Origin of the sequence: Alteromonas sp. NFXS44 (assembly GCF_040148705.1) — a bacterium.
Lineage (GTDB): Bacteria > Pseudomonadota > Gammaproteobacteria > Enterobacterales > Alteromonadaceae > Alteromonas.
On the sequence record NZ_JAGDEA010000002.1, the window covers coordinates 318,075 to 337,013 of the forward strand.

An 18,939-nucleotide genomic window follows, 5' to 3' on the forward strand; every position below is an offset into this window, starting at 1 on the left:
TCAGGGACCCGGCTTTTTTTGTCTTTGCAAGGAAGAAATAATGAAATCATTCATGGCGCTGAGAAATTGCCTGCTTATCTTGTGTGTTGCTCTTGCTGCATGCCAGAGTGCTGCGCAGGAGCCGGTTGAATTTGACATTGCCGCCATTGAAGTGGCGGGTAAATCGCTGCCGGTGGAGTTTGCAAACACACCAGAGCAACGGGCACGTGGCCTCATGTATCGCCAGTCTATATGCGAAGATTGTGGCATGCTGTTCAGGTTTGTGCCGGTGAGGCAAGCCAGTATGTGGATGAAAAATACATTTGTACCGCTGGATGTGGCATTTATCGACGGGAATGGCGTGATTACAGATATAAAACCGCTGATGCCGCATGACTTAACGTCTGTGGGAGCATCGAAAGCGGTGATGTACGCGCTGGAAATGAATCAAGGGTGGTTTGCGGCAAATAATGTTCGTGTCGGCGACCACATTAGTATCAAAATTTAACACATCAACGTGTTGGGAAAACCGGAGAATACCGTGACGAATCCTCTTAATATCGCCAAGTTTGGTGGTACAAGTGTTGCTACTTATCAGGCTATGCAAAACTGCGCCAGAATCGTGGCTGGCAATGAGGCGACACGCATTGTTGTCGTCAGTGCTCAGGCAGGCGTAACAAATCACCTTGTCAGCATTGCGCACACAGCGCTGACCAGCGAGCAAATTAAGGACACCTGCCAGGCTATCATCGACATCGAAATGGCTGTGCTGGCACAAATCAAAAACAAAGATTCGGTCAGTGACAAACTGGAAGACTTGTTTGAAGAGCTTCGCGGTCTGGCGAATCATGAAGAAATTCTGCACCGCGACGATTTAAAAGATCAGCTGCTCTCTATGGGCGAACGTATGTCGTCGTTGTTGTTCAGTGCGGTTCTGGCAGAACAGTCGGTGACTACTCTGAACTTTGATGTGCGTAAAGTACTGCGTACTGACAGTGAATTCGGTGAAGCCGTTCCGCAACTGGAAGACATTGAGCAGTTAGCTGAACAACTGCTGCGCCCGGAAATTAAAGACGCAATCGTAGTGACTCAGGGATTTGTCGGTGCCAACGAAGAAGGCAAAACAACCACGCTGGGTCGTGGTGGCTCAGACTTCACTGCTGCCTTACTGGCTGAAGCACTGAAAGCTGATACCTGCGAAATCTGGACCGATGTAACGGGTGTTTACACCACGGATCCCCGAATTGTTTCTGCAGCCTATCCGTTACCTGAGCTGAGCTTTGAAGAAGCGGCAGAAATGGCCACATTCGGTGCCAAAGTTCTTCACCCGGCCACTATGGAGCCGGCGCTGCGTAAAGATATCAAAGTCTTCGTAGGTTCCAGTAAAGAGCCTGAAAAAGGCGGCACATGGATCATGCGCGACTGTGACATTGAGCCTCCGTACCGTGCGATCACCCGCCGTAAAGAGCAGGTGATGGTAACGGTTAAAACGCCGAAGATGATGTATGCTCAGGGCTTCCTGCAACAGGTTTTTGCTATTATTGCCAAGCATAAACTCAGCGTAGATCTGGTAACGACTTCAGAAATTTCTGTGTCATTCACGCTGGATAACCCGGCTAACTCTGTGGCATCCCGTTTGAATAAAGAAACCATTGCAGAGCTGGAAACGATTTGTGATGTAACCGTTGAGAAAGGTTTCGATCTGGTTACCGTGGTGGGCAATCACATGCAAACAGCGAAAGGTGTATCCAGCCGTATTTTCGCGGCAGTACATGATTACAATTTGCGGATGATTTGCTTCGGCGCAAACCCCCACAATTTGTCATTCCTGGTGAACGAAGAGAACAGCACTGACATTGTGCAGAAACTGCATAAAGAGTTGTTTGAATAATAAGAGGAGGGCAGTCATCAGACTGCCCTTTTTAATGCATGCCTGATTCACTTTCAATCCGTTCTTATAGCAAGCAAACAACGGGTCACAGTCACGACTTTCATCAGCTCGTGCTGCCCCTCAGTGGTGTTATCAATATTGCCGCAGGGGATATAAAGGGTAAGGTCGCGCCCGGTGAATGCGTAGTGATCCGGCGTAACACTCTGCACATATTTACTGCCGAAGAACAGGCCCGGTTTGTTGTGGCAGACTTACACCGGTTACCCGATAACCTCTCAGATGCAGTTGCCAGCGTTTTTGCTGTCAGTAAGCCCATGACATCCCTTTTATCTTTTATCGCAACCCAGCTTGAACACAGAGTCAGTAGTGAGGTGGAAACACTGATGCTGCAAACTTTTCTGGCGGTGCTTGCGGAACAGGAACAGGGCGTTGCATTAGACCCGCGGATCCGGAATGTGGTGGAGTTTATTGAAATCCGGCTCAGTGAGTCTCTCACCATAGAGGATATGGCTTCTGTGGCGTGCATGAGCGGGACTCAGTTCAAAAAGATTTTCAGGGCACAAACGGGGAAAACGCCGGCACGGTATATCACGGCATTAAGAATGGAAAAGGCGAGAGCACTGCTTATACATACCGATATGCCGGTACAGCGGGTGGCTGAAGAAGCCGGTTATCAGGATCTTTCTGCCTTCAGTCGTCGTTTTTCTGCCTATTTCGGACTTCCCCCGTCTAAAATGCTGCAATAATCAATGTCCTTAATTGCGTCTTTGCAACACCATGAAGCGTCCTTTCTGCAAAGTGCTTTTCAATTCGCCTGTTTATACTGTCTTTAAATTCATCACTGATTAAAATTTTCATGTCTGAACAGCAACGCCTCTTCCGCTGCGTGCTGGCTATTATCATCGCCAGTTTTTTATGGGGAACCACAGGGACAGCCGCCAGCTTTGCGCCGGATGTCAGCCCCCTCGCCATTGGCGCTGTGGCAACGGGTGGTGGCGGTTTTCTGATGCTGTTGAAATCTTCCGGTCCGCTGCTCAGGCAACGGGGTTTATTGTTTTCTCAGTTTAAATATGTTTTCTGGGGAGGCCTTAGCGTGGCCGTCTATCCACTGGCCTTTTACTCTTCAATGCGTCTGGCCGGCGTCGCCATCGGTACAGTCATATCCATTGCCAGTGCTCCGTGCTTCGCAGTCTTAATGGAGCGGTTTATTAACGGCAAGGCTGTAACGGCAAAATGGATGCTGAGTTTTTTGCTCGGTTTTGCCGGGATCTTGTGCCTGGTCATGGCTAAGCCACACGCTGAAACTGCTGTAGCCGGTGATCAACGGGAATGGGGAATTCTGCTCGGATTGTTGGCAGGCTTAACCTATGCCGCCTACTCATGGACGGGTAAAAGTATGATAGTCAACGGCGTGCGTTCAGATGTCGCCATGGCAGTTCAATTTGGTGTTGCTTCCTGTCTTCTGCTGCCCTCATTGTTGTTTACCGGAGATAATCTGCTTGCCTCTTCCGGTAATATTACGGTTGCCCTGTATATGGCATTCATCCCTATGTGTGGCGGCTATCTGTTGTTCGGATACGGATTACAAAAAATAGATGCGAGTATTGCCACGCTGATCACCCTGCTTGAGCCGGTGGTCGCCACTTTACTGGCTGTGTGGATATTGTCTGAACGGTTTTCACTTACCGGATGGATAGGGATTGGACTTATTGCGGGTTGTATTGCTGTGCAGATGATAAAGGGCGGACGGAAAGCTAAGCGCCGCCGGCACGCAGAGGTGCTTCAGTCTGATCCTCAGTAATAAAGCAGTCCCGTCCCGATGACTTCGCTCTGTACAGGGCGTCGTCTGCTTTCTTAAGCAACTTTTCCGGTAGCAGGGGTTCCCCCTCTGTTTGCCAGGCAATACCGGCAGACACAGTGATTATGTGCTTACTGTCATCTCTGCTTTCATGGGGAATATTTCCCAGTCTGATCTCGTTCAGTAAGGTTTCTGCAACCTTGACAGCTCCCTGCGCAGAGGTTTGCTGAAGCACGATAAGAAATTCTTCTCCGCCGTAACGGACAACGATATCTGTGCCGGTGCGTGTATTTTTACGTAGTAAAGCGGCAACCTGTTTTAACACTTTGTCACCGCCTGCGTGGCCATAGTGGTCGTTATAACGCTTGAAATAATCTACATCGGCCAGGATAACGGCAATATTACCGCCTCCTGCTCTGACCGGCAGAGGGAGGTTTCTGAAATAACTGTCCAGGTGCCTCCGGTTCGCAAGCCCTGTCAGGGGATCGGTATTGCTGATCTTTTCCAGTTGTTTGTTATGCTGAAGAACTTCGTTGCGCTGATGATTTATCAGGGCAAACATCTCATTGAGTTTACGACCCAGCCGGAAAGCTTCATTACGGCCTCTGTATGGCGTCTGGCGGGAAAAGTCCCTGCTACGCATAGCGAAGCTCACGTTATCGTGAATACTGGCTATCGGCGCGATAAGTTGCCGGTTTACCCATAAATAGAACACTGCAATCACAGTCAGCGTGATCACAATGCCTGCAATGAGGCTGGCATCAAACAATGAATCATCATATTGCCTTGGTCTGGGTTGGATAGACAGAGCAAAAAGCGGGGTGTTCTGCAGACTATTGATGACCAGATACAGTCTGCCTTTAAATGGCTGTGCATGCACCGGGCTGCCGGACGCAACGTTGAGTGAAAACGCCTCAGGGTTATCGGGCAAAGTTTTTTGCGAATGAAAGATAATATCACCTGCCATACCCGGCGTAAGTGAATCGACGAACTGTTGATCGATAAAGCGCCACAGCACCAGTGTACCGGCTGGTTCGCCATTTTCATCAGAAGGTAACACGGGATGAAAAATTGCAACCGCAGGATTCCCCGCAATGCGGGTGAAAAGAGTGTGGGCAGATGGCTGTGCCGGTGCTTCATTACCGGCGCTGTTCAGATTCAATTTCGTCGAAGATGACAGGTTCTCCGGCACGAGTTCTGTGCCGTCCTCACGATAACTTCTGCCACTGATTAATTCACCGCTACTGTCATAGAGATACCAGCCATTGATATGAATTCGCCGGTAGGATTCGGGGATGAGATAATTTTCTTCAAACCAGTCACTGTCTCTGTGCATGGCTGCGTTATACATTGCATCCCATACGGCACTGTCGTAGACCAGTTTGTGCAAAGACTCCAGTTCCTGTCGTACCTGAGAGGCGACCCTTTCAAGGTCCTGACGATCACCCTCCCGGGCCATTGTTTCAAATGCTGGCAGGATGTAGTAATAGCGGATCAACGCTTGAGCACTGAGAATAGTCAGGCACGCCAGAAGGATGCCCAGCATAAGCTGGGTGCGCAGCGTGTTGAATTTAATCATTCGTCGGGGCAGCATTGGTCGTTTTGCATACTTACAGTATAAACGCTGTCAGCAGCTTTGCCTGAAAGGCAGAAGAAAATAAAAAAGGCGCGTCCTTGAAGATGCGCCTTTGCATTGAAAAATGTGAAAATTACACTTTAAACTGTCGGATAGATTGCTGCAGTTCTTCAGCCAGACGGGCCACCTCTGAGCTGGACTCAGACGTTTGCTGTGCACCGATAGTGGTTTCTTCTGCAATACCTACGATGGTTTCCAGTTTTTCACTGATTTCCTGAGAAACCGTGTTCTGTTCACGGGCTGACTGCTCAATTTGAGTACTGACATCATACGCTCTGCGTACAGCCTGAGAAATAACGTCCAGTGCTTTGGTGGCATTGTCGGTTTGGTCAACACAAACAGCGGTTTGTTCTTTGCCCTGATTCATCACTGAAACCGCTTTTTCCGCACCGGCCTGCAACATTTCAATCATGGCATTGATTTCCTGAGTGGATTGCTGCGTGCGTGAAGCAAGGGTACGCACCTCATCGGCAACCACGGCAAAGCCACGGCCCTGTTCACCGGCACGGGCAGCCTCAATGGCAGCATTCAGAGCCAGCAGGTTTGTTTGATCGGCGACGCCGCGAATAACATCAAGAATACCACCGATGCTAGCGCTGTCCTGATGCAGTTTGTTGATAACATCTGCTGCCTGCTGAACATCCTGCGCCAGCACTTCGATAGTGCGTTTGTTTTCCAGAGAAATCGAGCGGACTTTTTCGGCTTCGCTGTCAGCGTGACGTATTTCGTTCAGTGTGTCTTCAGCACTCTGACTGACCAGTTGTGAAGTGCTGTGCATTTCTGTGGTTGCAGTGGCAACCTGCGCAATTTGTGACTTCTGGTTCTGAATAGAATGGGTCGTTTGCGTTGTTACCGTTGATGTTTGCTCAGAAGCTGCAGCCAGTTGCTCTGCACGGGTATTGATACCGGTGATTAATGACTTCAGGTTGGCAATCAGTTTGTTACAATTTTTCGCTAACTGACCAAATTCGTCCTCAGCAGTGTCATCCAGACGGCGGGTTAAATCACCGGAAGATGCTACGGTCAGCAGTTCGTTCACGCGGTTTAACGGACGGGTAATGGCAATCACGGTCCAGTATCCGATAACAATGGCTGCTGCAAGCGATGCAAGAGCGACAATGATAACGATGGTGTTACCTGAGGTAACTTTCGAAGATACCTGCTCATCTATATCATCTGCTTTCTGATCGGCCTGCTTAAGTAAGGCTTCCAGAGCAGCGATACCTTCCTGACCATTTTTGTCAGAACGGGCCAGTGCCTGTTCGGCGGCATTGCGGAATTCCAGACGCGCTTTTTGTAACTGCAGCACACCGTCTGAACCTGTGATGGCATCAATGGCGTCGTCCACCAGGCCAGAGATTTCATCCAGCGTACCTGAGGTGTCACTGCCGGCTGCCGTCGCCTGCATGTTGTTCATGAGTTCGCGGACTTTACCCACAGTGAGTTCTACTTCATTGCCTAACACCTGTGCCCGCACCAGCGTCTGGGTTTTGGCATATTCGTTAGCAACGGTAATAAGACCAAGCAGAGTGCTCTCCAGCTCTCCACCGATATCTGAAGCCTGCTGAAGGGCGCGGTTTGCAGCGACTGCATCAGATTCAGAGAAATCCAGCAGGTAGGTAGAGGCGTCGTCGGCATTATCTTCAACATCGCCAACCTTGTCGAAAATAGCATTACGCATTTCCATAGACTGACGGTGATTGCTGTACATGGCTTCGACGTTAGTCACGTATTCATTATAAGATTCACGGACACCGGTAAGACTGCTCTGCATGGCACTGTCATCAGACAATACGGAATTCAGCGCTTTTAATTCAGCATCAAAATCGGCTTTGCTGTCGGTAAACCGTGCATATTTGTTTTCCAGACCGGTGACCTGCTCTTCGATATAAGCTTCGAAGGTGACCCGGCTCATATTCAGAAAACTCGCTTTTAATGAGTTGCTGCTTGAAAGGGTAGGTACCGCGACCCGGTTAACCTCATCAACCGCTGATCCCACAGAGTTGAGGTTAATGAGTGACGACACACTGATAATAATTAACAACAGACTTATAGTGATAAATCCGCCGATAATACGCATTGCTACCGTGATTTTCATCCGAACTCCTGAAACACAGTTTTATTTATTGTTGTAGTCTATCAGTTGTGTTTTTATGACTGATAAGAAGGACGTGACATGACCTGCCATCTTTTAGTTACTCTCCGCAAGTTTTTATCGACAAAATATTCTCATACTTTAGTCGGAATTGTTGCGGTTTAAAGTGATTGTAAACAGATTTTGCACGTAAGAGCCATAACTATCGTATAAACCAACGTATCTTGCCACTTTCTGAGGTATTCAGGCTGATACACTTATCAGTTCATTAGTTTCCAGTCGCAGCGCTGTCAGGGTATTGCCCCATACGTAGCCGGTATCAAGCCCGGTGATTTGGTCTGAACCGGTTTCTCCCTCAAGTGCCGCCCAATGTCCGAAAATGATGCGTTGTTCAGCGCTAAATGCAGGGTTGGGGATAGAAAACCAGGGCGTGAGGTTGGCCGGAGCATCATCCGGGTGATGCTTACAGGCAAAGTCGAGATATTTCTGATCCTGTATAAACCGCATACGGGTACAGGCGTTGATAATAAACCGCTGCCTCTGTACATCTTTCAGTGTGTCTTTCCATTCGAAAGGACCATTGCCATACATATTTTCCAGCAAGGTTTTCCAGCCGCTCCCTTTGAGAACCGTACTGATTTCATTACTGTAAGCGAGTAATTGGGCGGGAGACCAGCCGGGATAAAGCCCTGCGTGAACCATCGTGGTGTTTTCGCTGACAGCCAGGGCCAGGGGGAATTGACGAAACCAGTCAACATAGTCGCCCAGTTTTTTGCTTTTTAACAGCGGGTCAATACGATCGCTTTTTTTTGCCTTTTTAATGCCCTGAGATACGGCCAGAAAGTGCAGGTCGTGATTACCCAGCACCGTACAAAAGTGGTCGCCAAGATCCATCAGGTATTTTACCGTGGCATGGGAGTCTTCTCCCCGCGCGAGCACATCACCCACCGCAAGAAGTGTATCTCTTTGCTCATCAAAACCGGCTTTTTCTAAAAGGGCCATCAGGCCACCAAAGCAGCCCTGAATATCCCCGATAACGAGAGTTTGTGATTCACTCATGGCAGCATCCTGACTTATTGATTACGGGCATGTGCCGGTATATCAGCTAGTTGAGCGCGTTCGGCACACTTAAGCTGAATATATGAATGGGCACACGAAAACGCTGACCGTCTTCATCTTCCATTTCGTAATGGCCCTGCATACTGCCCACCGGCGTATCCAGTAATGCGCCACTGGTATACTGATATTCACTTGCCGGGTCGATATGGGGCTTTTTGCCAACAACTCCTTCACCCTGAACTTCAGTATTCTTACCGTTACCGTCGGTGATAAGCCAGTAGCGGTTCAGCAACTGAACGCGGGCATCACTGTGGTTACGGATAGTAATGTGGTAAGCAAAGGCGTATTTGTCAGGCCCGCTGGCCGGGTGATCCGGCAGGTGCCGTGTGGAAACGGAGACGATAATGCCTGGCGATGCCTGCATATCAGCATTCCCCGTCCCGTTTTGCTACCAGGTTGGCGACGGCAGCAAAATCTGTCAGTGATAAGGTTTCAGCCCTGGCTGTCGGTGACAGTCCCAGCGCTACTAATTCTTCTTCGCTCACCCAGTCGCCCAGACTGTTACGGATAGTCTTCCTGCGTTGATTAAACGCTGCAGAACAGACTTTTTCCAGTAACGTGACTGATGTTACTTCTACAGGAGGCTTGCTGTGGGGGATCAACCGCACCACCGCAGAGTCCACCTTCGGGGGCGGCTTGAATGCACCGGGAGGTACATGCAGAACCGGTACTACTGCGCAGTAGTATTGTGCCATAACCGACAGGCGGCCATAGCTTTTAGAACCCGGGCCGGCGGCAAGGCGGTTAACCACTTCCTTTTGCAACATAAAGTGCATGTCCTGCACTTTTCCGGCAAAACTGAACAAGTGGAACATCAGCGGCGTGGAAATGTTGTAAGGCAGGTTACCGAATACTCTGAGTTTGCCTTCCGGGTCGGGCATGTCGGGCAGTAACGTGGAGAAATCGAGTTTCAGCGCGTCTTTTTCTACGATCGTCAGTTTACTGCCATGAAAAGGATGATGACGCAGCCGTTCGGCCAGGTCCCGGTCCAGTTCAACGACGGTAAGCTTTGAAACTTCTTCACAAACCGGATCGGTCAGTGCACCCAGACCCGGTCCGATTTCAACCAGGTTTTCACCATCAACAGGGTTAATGGCGCTGACAATATTGCCAATGACATAATCGTCATGCAGGAAATTCTGGCCAAACCGCTTTCTTGCGGTATGGCCTAAATGTGTTTTGCTCATTGTTGTTTGTTCGCTAACTCAATAGCTTTTTGCATAGCTTTTCTGAAGCTGCCTGCATCTGCTTCACCGGTACCGGCTAAGTCACAGGCAGTGCCGTGGTCTACCGACGTCCGGATGAAGGGCAGGCCCAGCGTAATATTGACCGATGCGCCAAATCCTTTGTATTTAAGCACCGGTAAACCTTGATCGTGATACATTGCCAGTACGACATCGGCATTGTCCAGATATTTAGGTTGGAAAATCGTATCGGCAGGTAACGGACCGGTAAGATTCAGACCTTCTTCCCGCAGTTCATCAAGGGCAGGGATGATAGTGATTAACTCTTCAGTACCCAGATGACCACCTTCTCCGGCATGAGGATTCAGGCCGCAAACGTAAATTCGTGGCTTCTGAATGCCGAATTTAAGTTTCAAATCCGTGTTGATGATATGAATCACTTTATTCAGGCGATCTTTGGTGATGGCTTTGGATACATACTCCAGAGGAATATGGGTGGTCGCAAGAGCCACATTAAGGCCGTCAGTAGACAACAACATCACCACATCCATCGTATTCGACTGATGAGCGAAGTATTCAGTGTGACCACTGAAGGAAACACCGGCTTTGTTGATGATACTTTTGTTTACCGGTCCGGTAACCACCGCATCAAAGCCTTCTTCCATATTCGCCTGACAGGCCTGCCGCAGGGTTTCAACTACGTAATGACCGTTGTCGCTGTTCAGCTCACCGGGAATAACAGCTGTCGCTGTATCAATTTGTTGTAAATACAGTGTGCCCGCCGGCTGGATGGCATTGTTTCCGGCATCATACGGTTGCAGCTGAAGGGGCAGCCCGAGCAGTTGTGCACGGGCTTTAAGCATGTCGCCATCACAGAACACTACCAGCTGGGCATCCCACTGCTCCTGTGCCAGAGCAATGATGAGGTCAGGGCCGATACCTGCGGGTTCGCCGGGAGTGACTGCTATTCTGATTGGCTTCATTTAACTAACCTGTTTTATTCCAGTACTTCGATGTAAGCAGCATCACGCATTTCACGCAACCAGGCTTCTGACTCTTCTTTAAATTTACGGTTGTACAGCAACTGAGAAGCTTTATCTTCTTTTCGTTTTTCTGTTGCATCGTCAAAGCGGCGGTCTAGAAGCTGCATTAAGTGCCAGCCAAACTGCGAGCGTACAGGCTGGCTGTATTCTCCGGGCTCAAGGCCTGCCAGCGCTTCACGGAATGCCGGTACATAGATGCTTGGATCTGACCAGCCTAATTCGCCGCCTTTCAAAGCAGAACCCGGGTCTTCAGAGTATTCTTTTGCCAGCTCACCGAAGTCGGCTTCACCGTCGATAACTTGCTGACGGAATTTCACCAGCATCTCACGAGCTTTTTCATCGCTTAAAATGATAGACGGTTTTATCAGAATGTGACGGGCATTCACTTCTTCAATGGTCACTTTTTCAATACCGCGGGTATCGATGACTTTTAGAATATGGAAACCTGCACCACTGCGGATAGGGCCAACCAGTGCTCCTTTCTCTTTACCCTGAACCGCTTCGGCAAACAGGGTCGGCATAGAGTTAATGTTCAGCCAGCCCATATCACCACCTTCCAGAGCGTTAGAGCCTGAAGATGAAGTAATCGCGATTTTGGCGAAGTCTGCACCACCTTCGAGGATTTCGATAACTTTGTCTGCACGGTCGCGGGCGCTGGCAACGTCTTCGTCAGTGGGGCTGGAAGGCAGGCCAATCAGAATGTGGCCAAGGCTATATTCAGCCTGCTCGGCACCCTGCTGGTCCATTAATTTCACCAGACCACTGATTTCCTGAGGTGTAATGTATACACGGCGACGAACGTTAGCACGGGTCACTTCGCCTACGATAAGCTCTTCACGCACATCTTCACGGTAATCGTCGTAAGCAATGCCCTGCTGACGAAGCTCGTTGCGTAAATCTTCTACCGACGCGCCCTGTTGTTGAGCGATATTGGCGATGGTTTGCTCCAGTTGGGGATCACTGACCTGAACACCCATGCGTTCAGCCATTTGCATTTGCAGGCTTTTGGTGATCAGGCGTTCAATTGCCTGAGTACGTAAAACACGGTCTGAAGGTAAAGCTTGTCCCTGTGCTTCTGCGTTACGCTTAACATCTGCAATCAGGTCTTCTATTTCACTTTCCAGAATAACGCCCTGGTCAACGATAACCGCTACGCGGTCAAGTGAAACAGGTTGCGCCATGCTCATAAATGAAAACAGGGCACTGATACAGATAGCGCGGATAATGAACTTCATAATCACTCTTTTTATCGGTTTATGCTTTGCTGCCGGCTGCGTTTAACAGCCGGGCGCATTAATTTAAACTATATGGCTGCCGGTAGCCAAATAATCCGTTCGACAACATCTTATTGCCGGTGCTTCCTGAACCCATTCCTTTGAAAATGAATTGCATGGAAATACCGGAATCGAATTCATCGACAGATTGCGCCCCGTCGGCGGCATAACGGTTACTTAACTGACGCTGGGCAACAATCTGAATGGCCCAGCAACAGGATTCATACTGCACACCGAAGTAGTTTTCTACACTCCGGTTCAGGTCTAAATCACGGTATGTCCGGCCGACAAGTTGCCAGCGGTCGGATAAAGGCCAGGCGGCAGACAGCCCTACTTGGTCAATGGTTTCGCCCGAGAGTTCCCTCACATAGCGGTGCGTCAGCTGAATCAGCTTACTGCTGCTTTCCCTGTATTCAAACGTGGTGCTTGCGCGCTCTACTTTATCGGTTTCTGTGGCGATTTGAAAATCAGTATGGAAGAACCATTCATCATTTACCCGCCAGTCCAGCTCTGCGGCCAGTGCTGAACGGTCACCTTCTTTTGTCGCGGCAATGACTTTGTTTTCATCGAGGTAGAATATCTGACCCACACTGACTACGAATTGTTCCCGGTTAGTCTTATCCAGCAGGCGGCTGGTTAACGCCACGGTAACCTGATTATTGTCGCTGATACGGTCAAGGCCGGTAAATTCCTGACCACGGAAAAGACCTTCAACGTCAGTCAGCCACAGGGTGGTGTCGTAGAATCCGATCCCCTTCTGATCTTCGTAACTGGTATACAGATACTGGATCCGCGGCTCAAGGGTCATCGACATGTCTTTACTGAACCAGCTTTCGTCATTCTCGAAATACAATGCGCCGTAAAGTTTTCCCTGTCCCAGAGTCCGGTTCACTTTCTCTTCCAGGCCGGTTCCTTCGATATTCTTCTGGCGATAATATGTATTCAGCATGCTGGCTTCTGCGGAGAATTCTCCCCACTGTCGCTGAAAAGGAATTGCCAGTGTGGGCGCTGCATGGAATCGCATCGCCGTTGGCGCATCCGGTGAGGTATTGTCAAACCAGGCAAGTTCTGAATCCAGGCGGAATTCAAGATAACGGGCCAGCGGATGAACATAATTCAATTTGGCTTCAGGCAGTGCACGGTAGGTGTCTGTGTAATCACCAATAATTTCGAAGTCTCTCACGTTCACCGAGAAAAGCACTTCATCAGAGCTGTAACTGACAGACCCGGTCCGGAACAGGTGGGTATCGGCACGGTTATAAAAATCACTGCCTAAATCAACAATGTAGTTGTCGTCGCTCAGTCCGTTAACATTTACTGAGGCGGTCCAGTTATCAGCGAAGTTTCCTTCGTGGAATACGCGGTAGAAATAGCGGTCCGGATTCTCTGCCATGTCATTATCCTGTGGCAGATATTCCATATTCAGCTGGCTGTAACTGGCTGCTGACATATGACGGAATTCCGTTTTCAGCTGCACGCCACGGGCACTCATAACCCTGGGAGACAGCGTCATGTCATAGTTCGGTGCCATATTCCAGTAGAAGGGCTGTTCGTAATCAACGCCGGTATTACTGGAGTTAGACACCTTGGGAAACAGAAAGCCGGTCTGACGCTGATTTGTGATCGGGAAGGCAAAATAAGGCAGATAAAATACCGGCACATTGCCCAGATAAAAGCGGGTGTGCTTAGCTTCACCCCATGCTTTGCCCCGGCGGATACTGATTTCAGACGCGCGGATCAGCCACTCTTCTTCACCTTCAGGACAGGTTGTGAAACTCACATCACGCAGAACAAGACCGTCCTGAGTATTTAACGCAATGGTGCTGGCATCGCCGTGGCCGTTTGAGCCGTTAAGGTGATAAACCGTGTTTGACATAGTCAGGCTTTCATCTTTGGAATCAACATCCACGCTGTCAGATGCCACATGCAACTGCTTATCTGCATATTCAACATCGCCCTTGGCATACAATTGCTGGCCGTTGTTATTGATCTGCGCCTGATCGGCACGGATAGTGGCAGAGTCTGAAGTGATATCGACGTTGCCGGAAAACAGGGCGACTTGCCGTTCAATGATTTCAGCACGGTTAGCCTCAACCTTCACTTCACCGGCCGGCATCAGCTTTTTACTGGAAAAACTGACCGGTGGCACAGGGCAAAACCCGGGCGAATCGTCATTTTTTTCGGCCGGAGACCTTGATTCTTGCGCCAGCGCGGCGGTGCTGCTCAGTGCGACAAGCAGAAAGGAGGCACAGGTTTTTTTCATGCGTCTGTGGGAGGCCTGTTTCGTGATCACAATGATATGTGACGGTGTCCTGAATCGTGGGTTCACTAATGCTTTCGCCAGCGAACCATAAAGTAAGCAATTCTAAGCACTTCTGGTGTCTGAGCCAACCGTCAAAGCTAAAAAATTGAAAAGTTTTACAGTGTTTTTGTCAATTCAGTGTTTTTTGACTTTGATCTTTACGGTTTGACGCCATATCTCATCGTTAATGTCATAAATTCCGTTTACTGTGCCGTCGGGGCAGAGTATCAAGTCAGGCAGCATTGCTATACAGTATTCATCAGCTGCTTTACGTCAATCAGGAGAAAGGTTGTATGTCTTTTTGGGGGAAAATCCTCGGCTTTGTATTTGGTTTTATGTTCCTGAAAATACCGGGAGCGATTCTGGGTTTAATCGTGGGGCACTTCTTCGATAAGGCTTACAGTCAGGATTTTAATCAGCTGGGCGGATTTGGTCGTTTCTTTACTGACCAGTCCGGAATGAAGCAGCAGGCAGTATTTTTCCATGCGCTCTTTTCTTCACTGGGCCACCTGGCTAAATCCGATGGTCAGGTTACCGAGCGGGAGATAAAAATTGCTACAGTACTGATGGATGATATGCAGCTGACCGGCGATGCCCGCCGTGAAGCCCAGCAGGCATTCCGTGAGGGTAAATCATCCGCTTTTCCGCTGGCAGATACACTTAAAGGCCTGGTTGAATCCTGCCATGGCCGCCGGGACATACTGCAAATGTTTCTGGAAATCCTGATTCAGGCTGCGTTTGCTGACGGCACTCTGTCCACACCAGAATACAAAGTGCTGGAAAAAGTCGCCATGGCGCTGAATTTCAAGCGTAAAGATCTGGATTTTCTGATTTCTGCTTATGAAGCTGAAATTCGTTTCCGTCAGCGCGGCGGACAGGGCGGTCAGCACGGTCATCAGCAACGTGGGCAGTCTTACTCTGATACCCAGTCGCTGGATGATGCTTACAGTATCCTCGGTGTAACCGCGTCAAATGATGAGAAAACTATAAAACGTGCTTATCGCAAGCGCATGTCTGAGCATCATCCGGACAAACTGGTATCAAAAGGCTTACCGCAACAGGCACTGGATATTGCCAAGGCCAAAGCGCAGGATATTCAGGCTGCCTATGAACTTATCAAAGAAAAACGCGGGTTCTGATCCGGCATGGCAAAAGAGGTACTGAGTGACAAAAACCAGGCGTTAATTGACGAGTTCACCGATATGCTCTGGTTAGAGAAAGGGTTGAGTGAACATACCCAGCAGAGCTACCGCACTGACTTATCAAAACTGGCTCTGTTCTGTCAGGCGAAGGAAAAGATAGACGATATCAGCCTGCTGTACACTGAATCAGTGCAGGCCTGGTTACAGTACCGTCATGAGGCCGGTCTGTCTGCCCGCAGTACCCAGCGGGCCATGTCTGCCATGCGGGCGTTCTATATTTACCTTATTGGAAAGCAGGTACGTACCGATAACCCGGTGACTCAGCTTGCTAATCCGAAGTTGCCGAAAAAATTGCCTTCGTCATTAAGTGAAGCTCAGGTGGATGATTTGCTCAATGCGCCAAACCCCGAAGATCCGGTAGAGTGCCGTGATAAATGTATGCTGGAAGTGCTTTACGCTACAGGGTTGCGGGTCAGTGAACTCATTGGCTTACGGCTGGATCAGGTGAGTATTCAGCAAGGTGTTGTCAGGGTGACCGGTAAAGGCAATAAAGACCGTCTTGTGCCGCTGGGAGAAGACGCTGTCGACTGGATTGAAACCTACTGTAAAACTGCCAGACCAGAACTGGTAAAACACCAGACCGATGTACTTTTTCTCAGCCTGCGGGGCGTGCAGATGACGCGGCAGACGTTCTGGCACCGCATTAAGCACTACGCCTCTGTTGCAGGCATTACACAACATTTATCGCCGCACACGTTGCGCCACGCATTTGCCACACATCTGTTAAATCACGGGGCTGACCTGCGGGTCGTGCAAATGTTACTCGGTCACAGCGATCTCTCTACCACACAAATTTACACCCATGTTGCCACCGAGCGGCTGCAAAACCTCATTCATACCCATCATCCGAGGGGATGAAGGGTTGCTTGTTCAGGTATCATGGAACGGAGTCTGATTATATCTGTGTCACTGACGCCATTTTCAGTCATGTATGCCGGCCATTCCGATACGAGTTCAATCACTTCCTCAATAATACGGCGCGCTTTAAATGTTTTCAGACCAAAGCGGCGGGACTGGCTCAGTGCGTTATCAATATTGCCTCGTCTGCCAAGGTCTCCGATACCCATACCGTGTAACAAGCTGTTATTAACGGGCAGAACATCATAGGCTGGAGACAAGCGCCACTGGCGGGTTTCAAATTCGTAGAGAATCGCGTGATTACGCGTATGGTCATCTGTATTACCTGTCAATATTTTGAAAACCATCCGGTAATACAGTTCGTGTGCATCGTAAGGGTTTGCGCTGTGCTTCCTGAGAAACTCAGCCAGTTGTCCATAGGTGTATTGCGTTCTCAGCGAGGAATCACTCACTTTCCCCGTGTGAAACAGCGAATTTGCGCTGAGAAAATGGCAAACGGGTACGCCATTTTTAACATCAAACCGCTCTACAAGCAGGACATCACCGGAACCGGTATTGACGACACTGGTGGAGGCAACCCTCACCGGCAACTCCGCCAACATTTTCATGCTGGCATTTTCCACTCTTACAATGTTTATGCGGTCATCGGGCCGGTTAAATTTCGCCAGATAAAGCTTTTTGTCATCAGAAACCACGGTCTTTGGTCGCGCGCCGCCCATACTTACGCCATATTCGAACGCTTTTTTGGCTTCAGTACTGATTTCTCCGTCGGCGAGTATGGCGTCTTTTGTTCTCAACAACATAGGCAGTTTGCCAAGATGGTTTTTATTTGCCTTATGTTTGGAGCCTGTCTTTGACAGACTGAAAACCAGTGAGCCTACTCCCATGCCAGATCCGGCAAGGAGAAATTCCAGTTTATTTTTCGGTACTGTACTGTGAATAGAAAGGATGACTTTCTCACCCCAGGAGTCTGCGCCTGCATCTGCCAGTGCGCCAAACAGACCATGATTAACGGAACTGCTGAATTCAGTCTCTGAGAGCGGTAAGTTAACAGGATCTAAGGGGAAGGCATCATCCCGGGAGAGCCAGGATTTTCCATAGCGAAAACGCCCGCTTGCAGAACTGGTATCCAGTTCAACAACTCCGCAAATAACGGGTTTACTTTCAAGTCCGTCAACAAACACATACGCTTTAGAAGTCATTGTCCAGTTCCGTGTACTTCCTTGATTTTCTGACTAAATCGGCATTGTTTTCATTCAATTTTTCGTCAATCACCACCTGAAAATCATCGATTAATTCCAGTTGCTCCAGCACCATGAGCAAGCTCGACACGCTGACATTTCTACCATTTTCAATATTTGAGATAGTGTTTCTGCCAACGCCGCACCTTACAGCCAGTTCCTGTTGGTCCATGGATGCAGACCTCTTGCTTTGCACAAGTTTGCCAATACTGTGCAGGAATAAATTGGATTTTTGCATGGTTTAATAAGCATAAGGTGGATTTTGTTTGCATTATAGTGCATTCATTGCCTGATTCAATGTTTAAAAAGACAAACGAAAACCGGCTAATGATTATAATTTAATGCATTAACGGGCGCCTGACACGATCTTAACCGGATGTAGCATCCTTCACACCGCTCCCTTTCTGCGGTGAAAGAATGATCACGGACTTTCAGATAACTTTTGCCGTGGTGAGATTGTGATAGTATTGCATAGGAATCTGTTTACGTATTTACACATGCGGGCGACTGGCCTGCGTTCCGGGAGTTTTTGTGAAGAATATTCGTTATGCCGTGATGGTTGCGTTAGGTATTGTGCTTTCAACAGGGTGCTCGGCAGAATCTGATGCATCATCTGAATCCACCGGAAAGGCGGCAAGTCAGCCTGCGGCGACTATAAACAGCAGTGCAGAGCAGGCGGTCAACGATAAAGTAAAAAGCATTGTGGGTGTGGAACCTGAAGCTATTGCTAATTCTCCTGTCGATGGTTTGCTGGAAGTGACTGCGGCGAATCAGGTGTTTTACGTAACAGAAAACGCAGATTATATGATGTTCGGTCACATGTACGATGTGAACGCGGGTATGAAAGATCTTACCGAAGTGGCGCTGGGTCAGGTTCGTCTTGATGCCATTGCACCGTTCGCTGATCAGGGCATCGAATTTAAAGCTGAAAACGAAAAACACGTAATGACAGTGTTTACAGACTACACCTGCGGCTATTGCAAGAAGTTACACCGTGAAGTAGATGAGTTAAATGAGGCCGGTATCACTGTACGTTATCTTGCCTGGCCCCGTGCCGGACTGGGAACAGAGAACTATGAAAACATGGTTTCTATCTGGTGTGCAAAGAATCCGCAGGAAGCGTTAACCCGCGCGAAATCAATCGCTAACCCGACCTTTGCAAAAGAAGATTGCGATAACACTGTCGCCGAACAATTTGTTGCCGGCCGTAAACTGGGGATCCGTGGTACTCCTGCCATCATTTTTGATAACGGAACCATGTTGCCGGGTTATAAGCCTGCAGACGTCCTGATCCAAGAAATCGCACAAACTGAATAA

At 49.0% G+C, this 18,939-nt stretch carries 17 protein-coding genes; 7 read left to right on the top strand and 10 right to left on the bottom strand.

What is annotated here, in order from left to right; all coding sequences use genetic code 11:
- The first annotated feature begins 37 nt into the window (after positions 1-37).
- The 4 genes from J3369_RS04560 to J3369_RS04575 all read left to right on the top strand — a co-directional run bounded on the left by J3369_RS04560 (position 38) and on the right by J3369_RS04575 (position 3,671).
- Positions 38-487, top strand: coding sequence for a DUF192 domain-containing protein (locus J3369_RS04560; RefSeq protein ID WP_502877412.1), 450 nt, complete (start codon positions 38-40; stop codon positions 485-487).
- Positions 488-520: 33 nt separating this feature from the next.
- The gene (lysC, locus tag J3369_RS04565) at positions 521-1,870 is read left to right on the top strand and encodes a lysine-sensitive aspartokinase 3 (RefSeq protein ID WP_349584306.1); all 1,350 of its coding nucleotides are present in this window, start codon (positions 521-523) and stop codon (positions 1,868-1,870) included.
- 38 nt (positions 1,871-1,908) lie between these two features.
- Entirely contained in the window at positions 1,909-2,616 is a 708-nt protein-coding gene (locus J3369_RS04570) for a helix-turn-helix domain-containing protein (protein ID WP_349584309.1), read from the top strand.
- A 110-nt stretch (positions 2,617-2,726) separates the two neighbouring features.
- On the top strand, positions 2,727-3,671 hold the full coding sequence (locus tag J3369_RS04575; protein ID WP_349584312.1) for a DMT family transporter: 945 nt from the start codon (positions 2,727-2,729) through the stop codon (positions 3,669-3,671).
- Here J3369_RS04575 and J3369_RS04580 read toward each other — a convergent pair.
- The 8 genes from J3369_RS04580 to J3369_RS04615 form a co-directional block, all read right to left on the bottom strand.
- The gene (locus J3369_RS04580; RefSeq protein WP_349584315.1) at positions 3,625-5,247 is read right to left on the bottom strand and encodes a sensor domain-containing diguanylate cyclase; all 1,623 of its coding nucleotides are present in this window, start codon (positions 5,245-5,247) and stop codon (positions 3,625-3,627) included. The genes J3369_RS04575 and J3369_RS04580 overlap by 47 nt on opposite strands.
- 130 nt (positions 5,248-5,377) lie before the next feature.
- Entirely contained in the window at positions 5,378-7,402 is a 2,025-nt protein-coding gene (locus J3369_RS04585) for a methyl-accepting chemotaxis protein (RefSeq protein ID WP_349584317.1), read from the bottom strand.
- A gap of 240 nt (positions 7,403-7,642) precedes the next feature.
- Positions 7,643-8,458, bottom strand: a complete 816-nt coding sequence (locus J3369_RS04590) for a symmetrical bis(5'-nucleosyl)-tetraphosphatase (protein ID WP_349584320.1) — start codon at positions 8,456-8,458, stop codon at positions 7,643-7,645.
- A gap of 46 nt (positions 8,459-8,504) precedes the next feature.
- Entirely contained in the window at positions 8,505-8,882 is a 378-nt protein-coding gene (gene apaG / locus J3369_RS04595; protein ID WP_349584322.1) for a Co2+/Mg2+ efflux facilitator ApaG/CorD, read from the bottom strand.
- Between the two features lies 1 nt (position 8,883).
- Positions 8,884-9,705, bottom strand: a complete 822-nt coding sequence (gene rsmA / locus J3369_RS04600; protein WP_349584324.1) for a 16S rRNA (adenine(1518)-N(6)/adenine(1519)-N(6))-dimethyltransferase RsmA — start codon at positions 9,703-9,705, stop codon at positions 8,884-8,886.
- The gene (gene pdxA / locus J3369_RS04605) at positions 9,702-10,685 is read right to left on the bottom strand and encodes a 4-hydroxythreonine-4-phosphate dehydrogenase PdxA (protein WP_349584327.1); all 984 of its coding nucleotides are present in this window, start codon (positions 10,683-10,685) and stop codon (positions 9,702-9,704) included. Before pdxA ends, rsmA begins: the two co-directional genes overlap by 4 nt.
- A gap of 14 nt (positions 10,686-10,699) precedes the next feature.
- A complete protein-coding gene (gene surA / locus J3369_RS04610; protein WP_349584329.1) occupies positions 10,700-11,980 on the bottom strand; it encodes a peptidylprolyl isomerase SurA in 1,281 nt (426 codons plus the stop codon).
- Positions 11,981-12,038: 58 nt separating this feature from the next.
- Positions 12,039-14,282 (bottom strand): LPS-assembly protein LptD, encoded by a 2,244-nt coding sequence (locus tag J3369_RS04615; RefSeq protein WP_349584331.1) that lies wholly within the window; start codon positions 14,280-14,282, stop codon positions 12,039-12,041.
- A gap of 332 nt (positions 14,283-14,614) precedes the next feature.
- Here J3369_RS04615 and djlA point away from each other — a divergent pair, with 332 nt between their 5' ends.
- On the top strand, positions 14,615-15,460 hold the full coding sequence (djlA, locus tag J3369_RS04620) for a co-chaperone DjlA (protein WP_349584334.1): 846 nt from the start codon (positions 14,615-14,617) through the stop codon (positions 15,458-15,460).
- A 6-nt stretch (positions 15,461-15,466) separates the two neighbouring features.
- The gene (xerD, locus tag J3369_RS04625; protein WP_349584337.1) at positions 15,467-16,381 is read left to right on the top strand and encodes a site-specific tyrosine recombinase XerD; all 915 of its coding nucleotides are present in this window, start codon (positions 15,467-15,469) and stop codon (positions 16,379-16,381) included.
- Here the strand turns inward: xerD and J3369_RS04630 are convergent.
- On the bottom strand, positions 16,366-17,583 hold the full coding sequence (locus J3369_RS04630) for a type II toxin-antitoxin system HipA family toxin (protein ID WP_349584340.1): 1,218 nt from the start codon (positions 17,581-17,583) through the stop codon (positions 16,366-16,368). The genes xerD and J3369_RS04630 overlap by 16 nt on opposite strands.
- On the bottom strand, positions 17,573-17,794 hold the full coding sequence (locus tag J3369_RS04635; RefSeq protein WP_303573700.1) for a helix-turn-helix domain-containing protein: 222 nt from the start codon (positions 17,792-17,794) through the stop codon (positions 17,573-17,575). The genes J3369_RS04630 and J3369_RS04635 overlap by 11 nt, the downstream gene beginning before the upstream one ends.
- 359 nt (positions 17,795-18,153) lie before the next feature.
- Here J3369_RS04635 and J3369_RS04640 point away from each other — a divergent pair, with 359 nt between their 5' ends.
- A complete protein-coding gene (locus J3369_RS04640; protein ID WP_303573699.1) occupies positions 18,154-18,939 on the top strand; it encodes a DsbC family protein in 786 nt (261 codons plus the stop codon).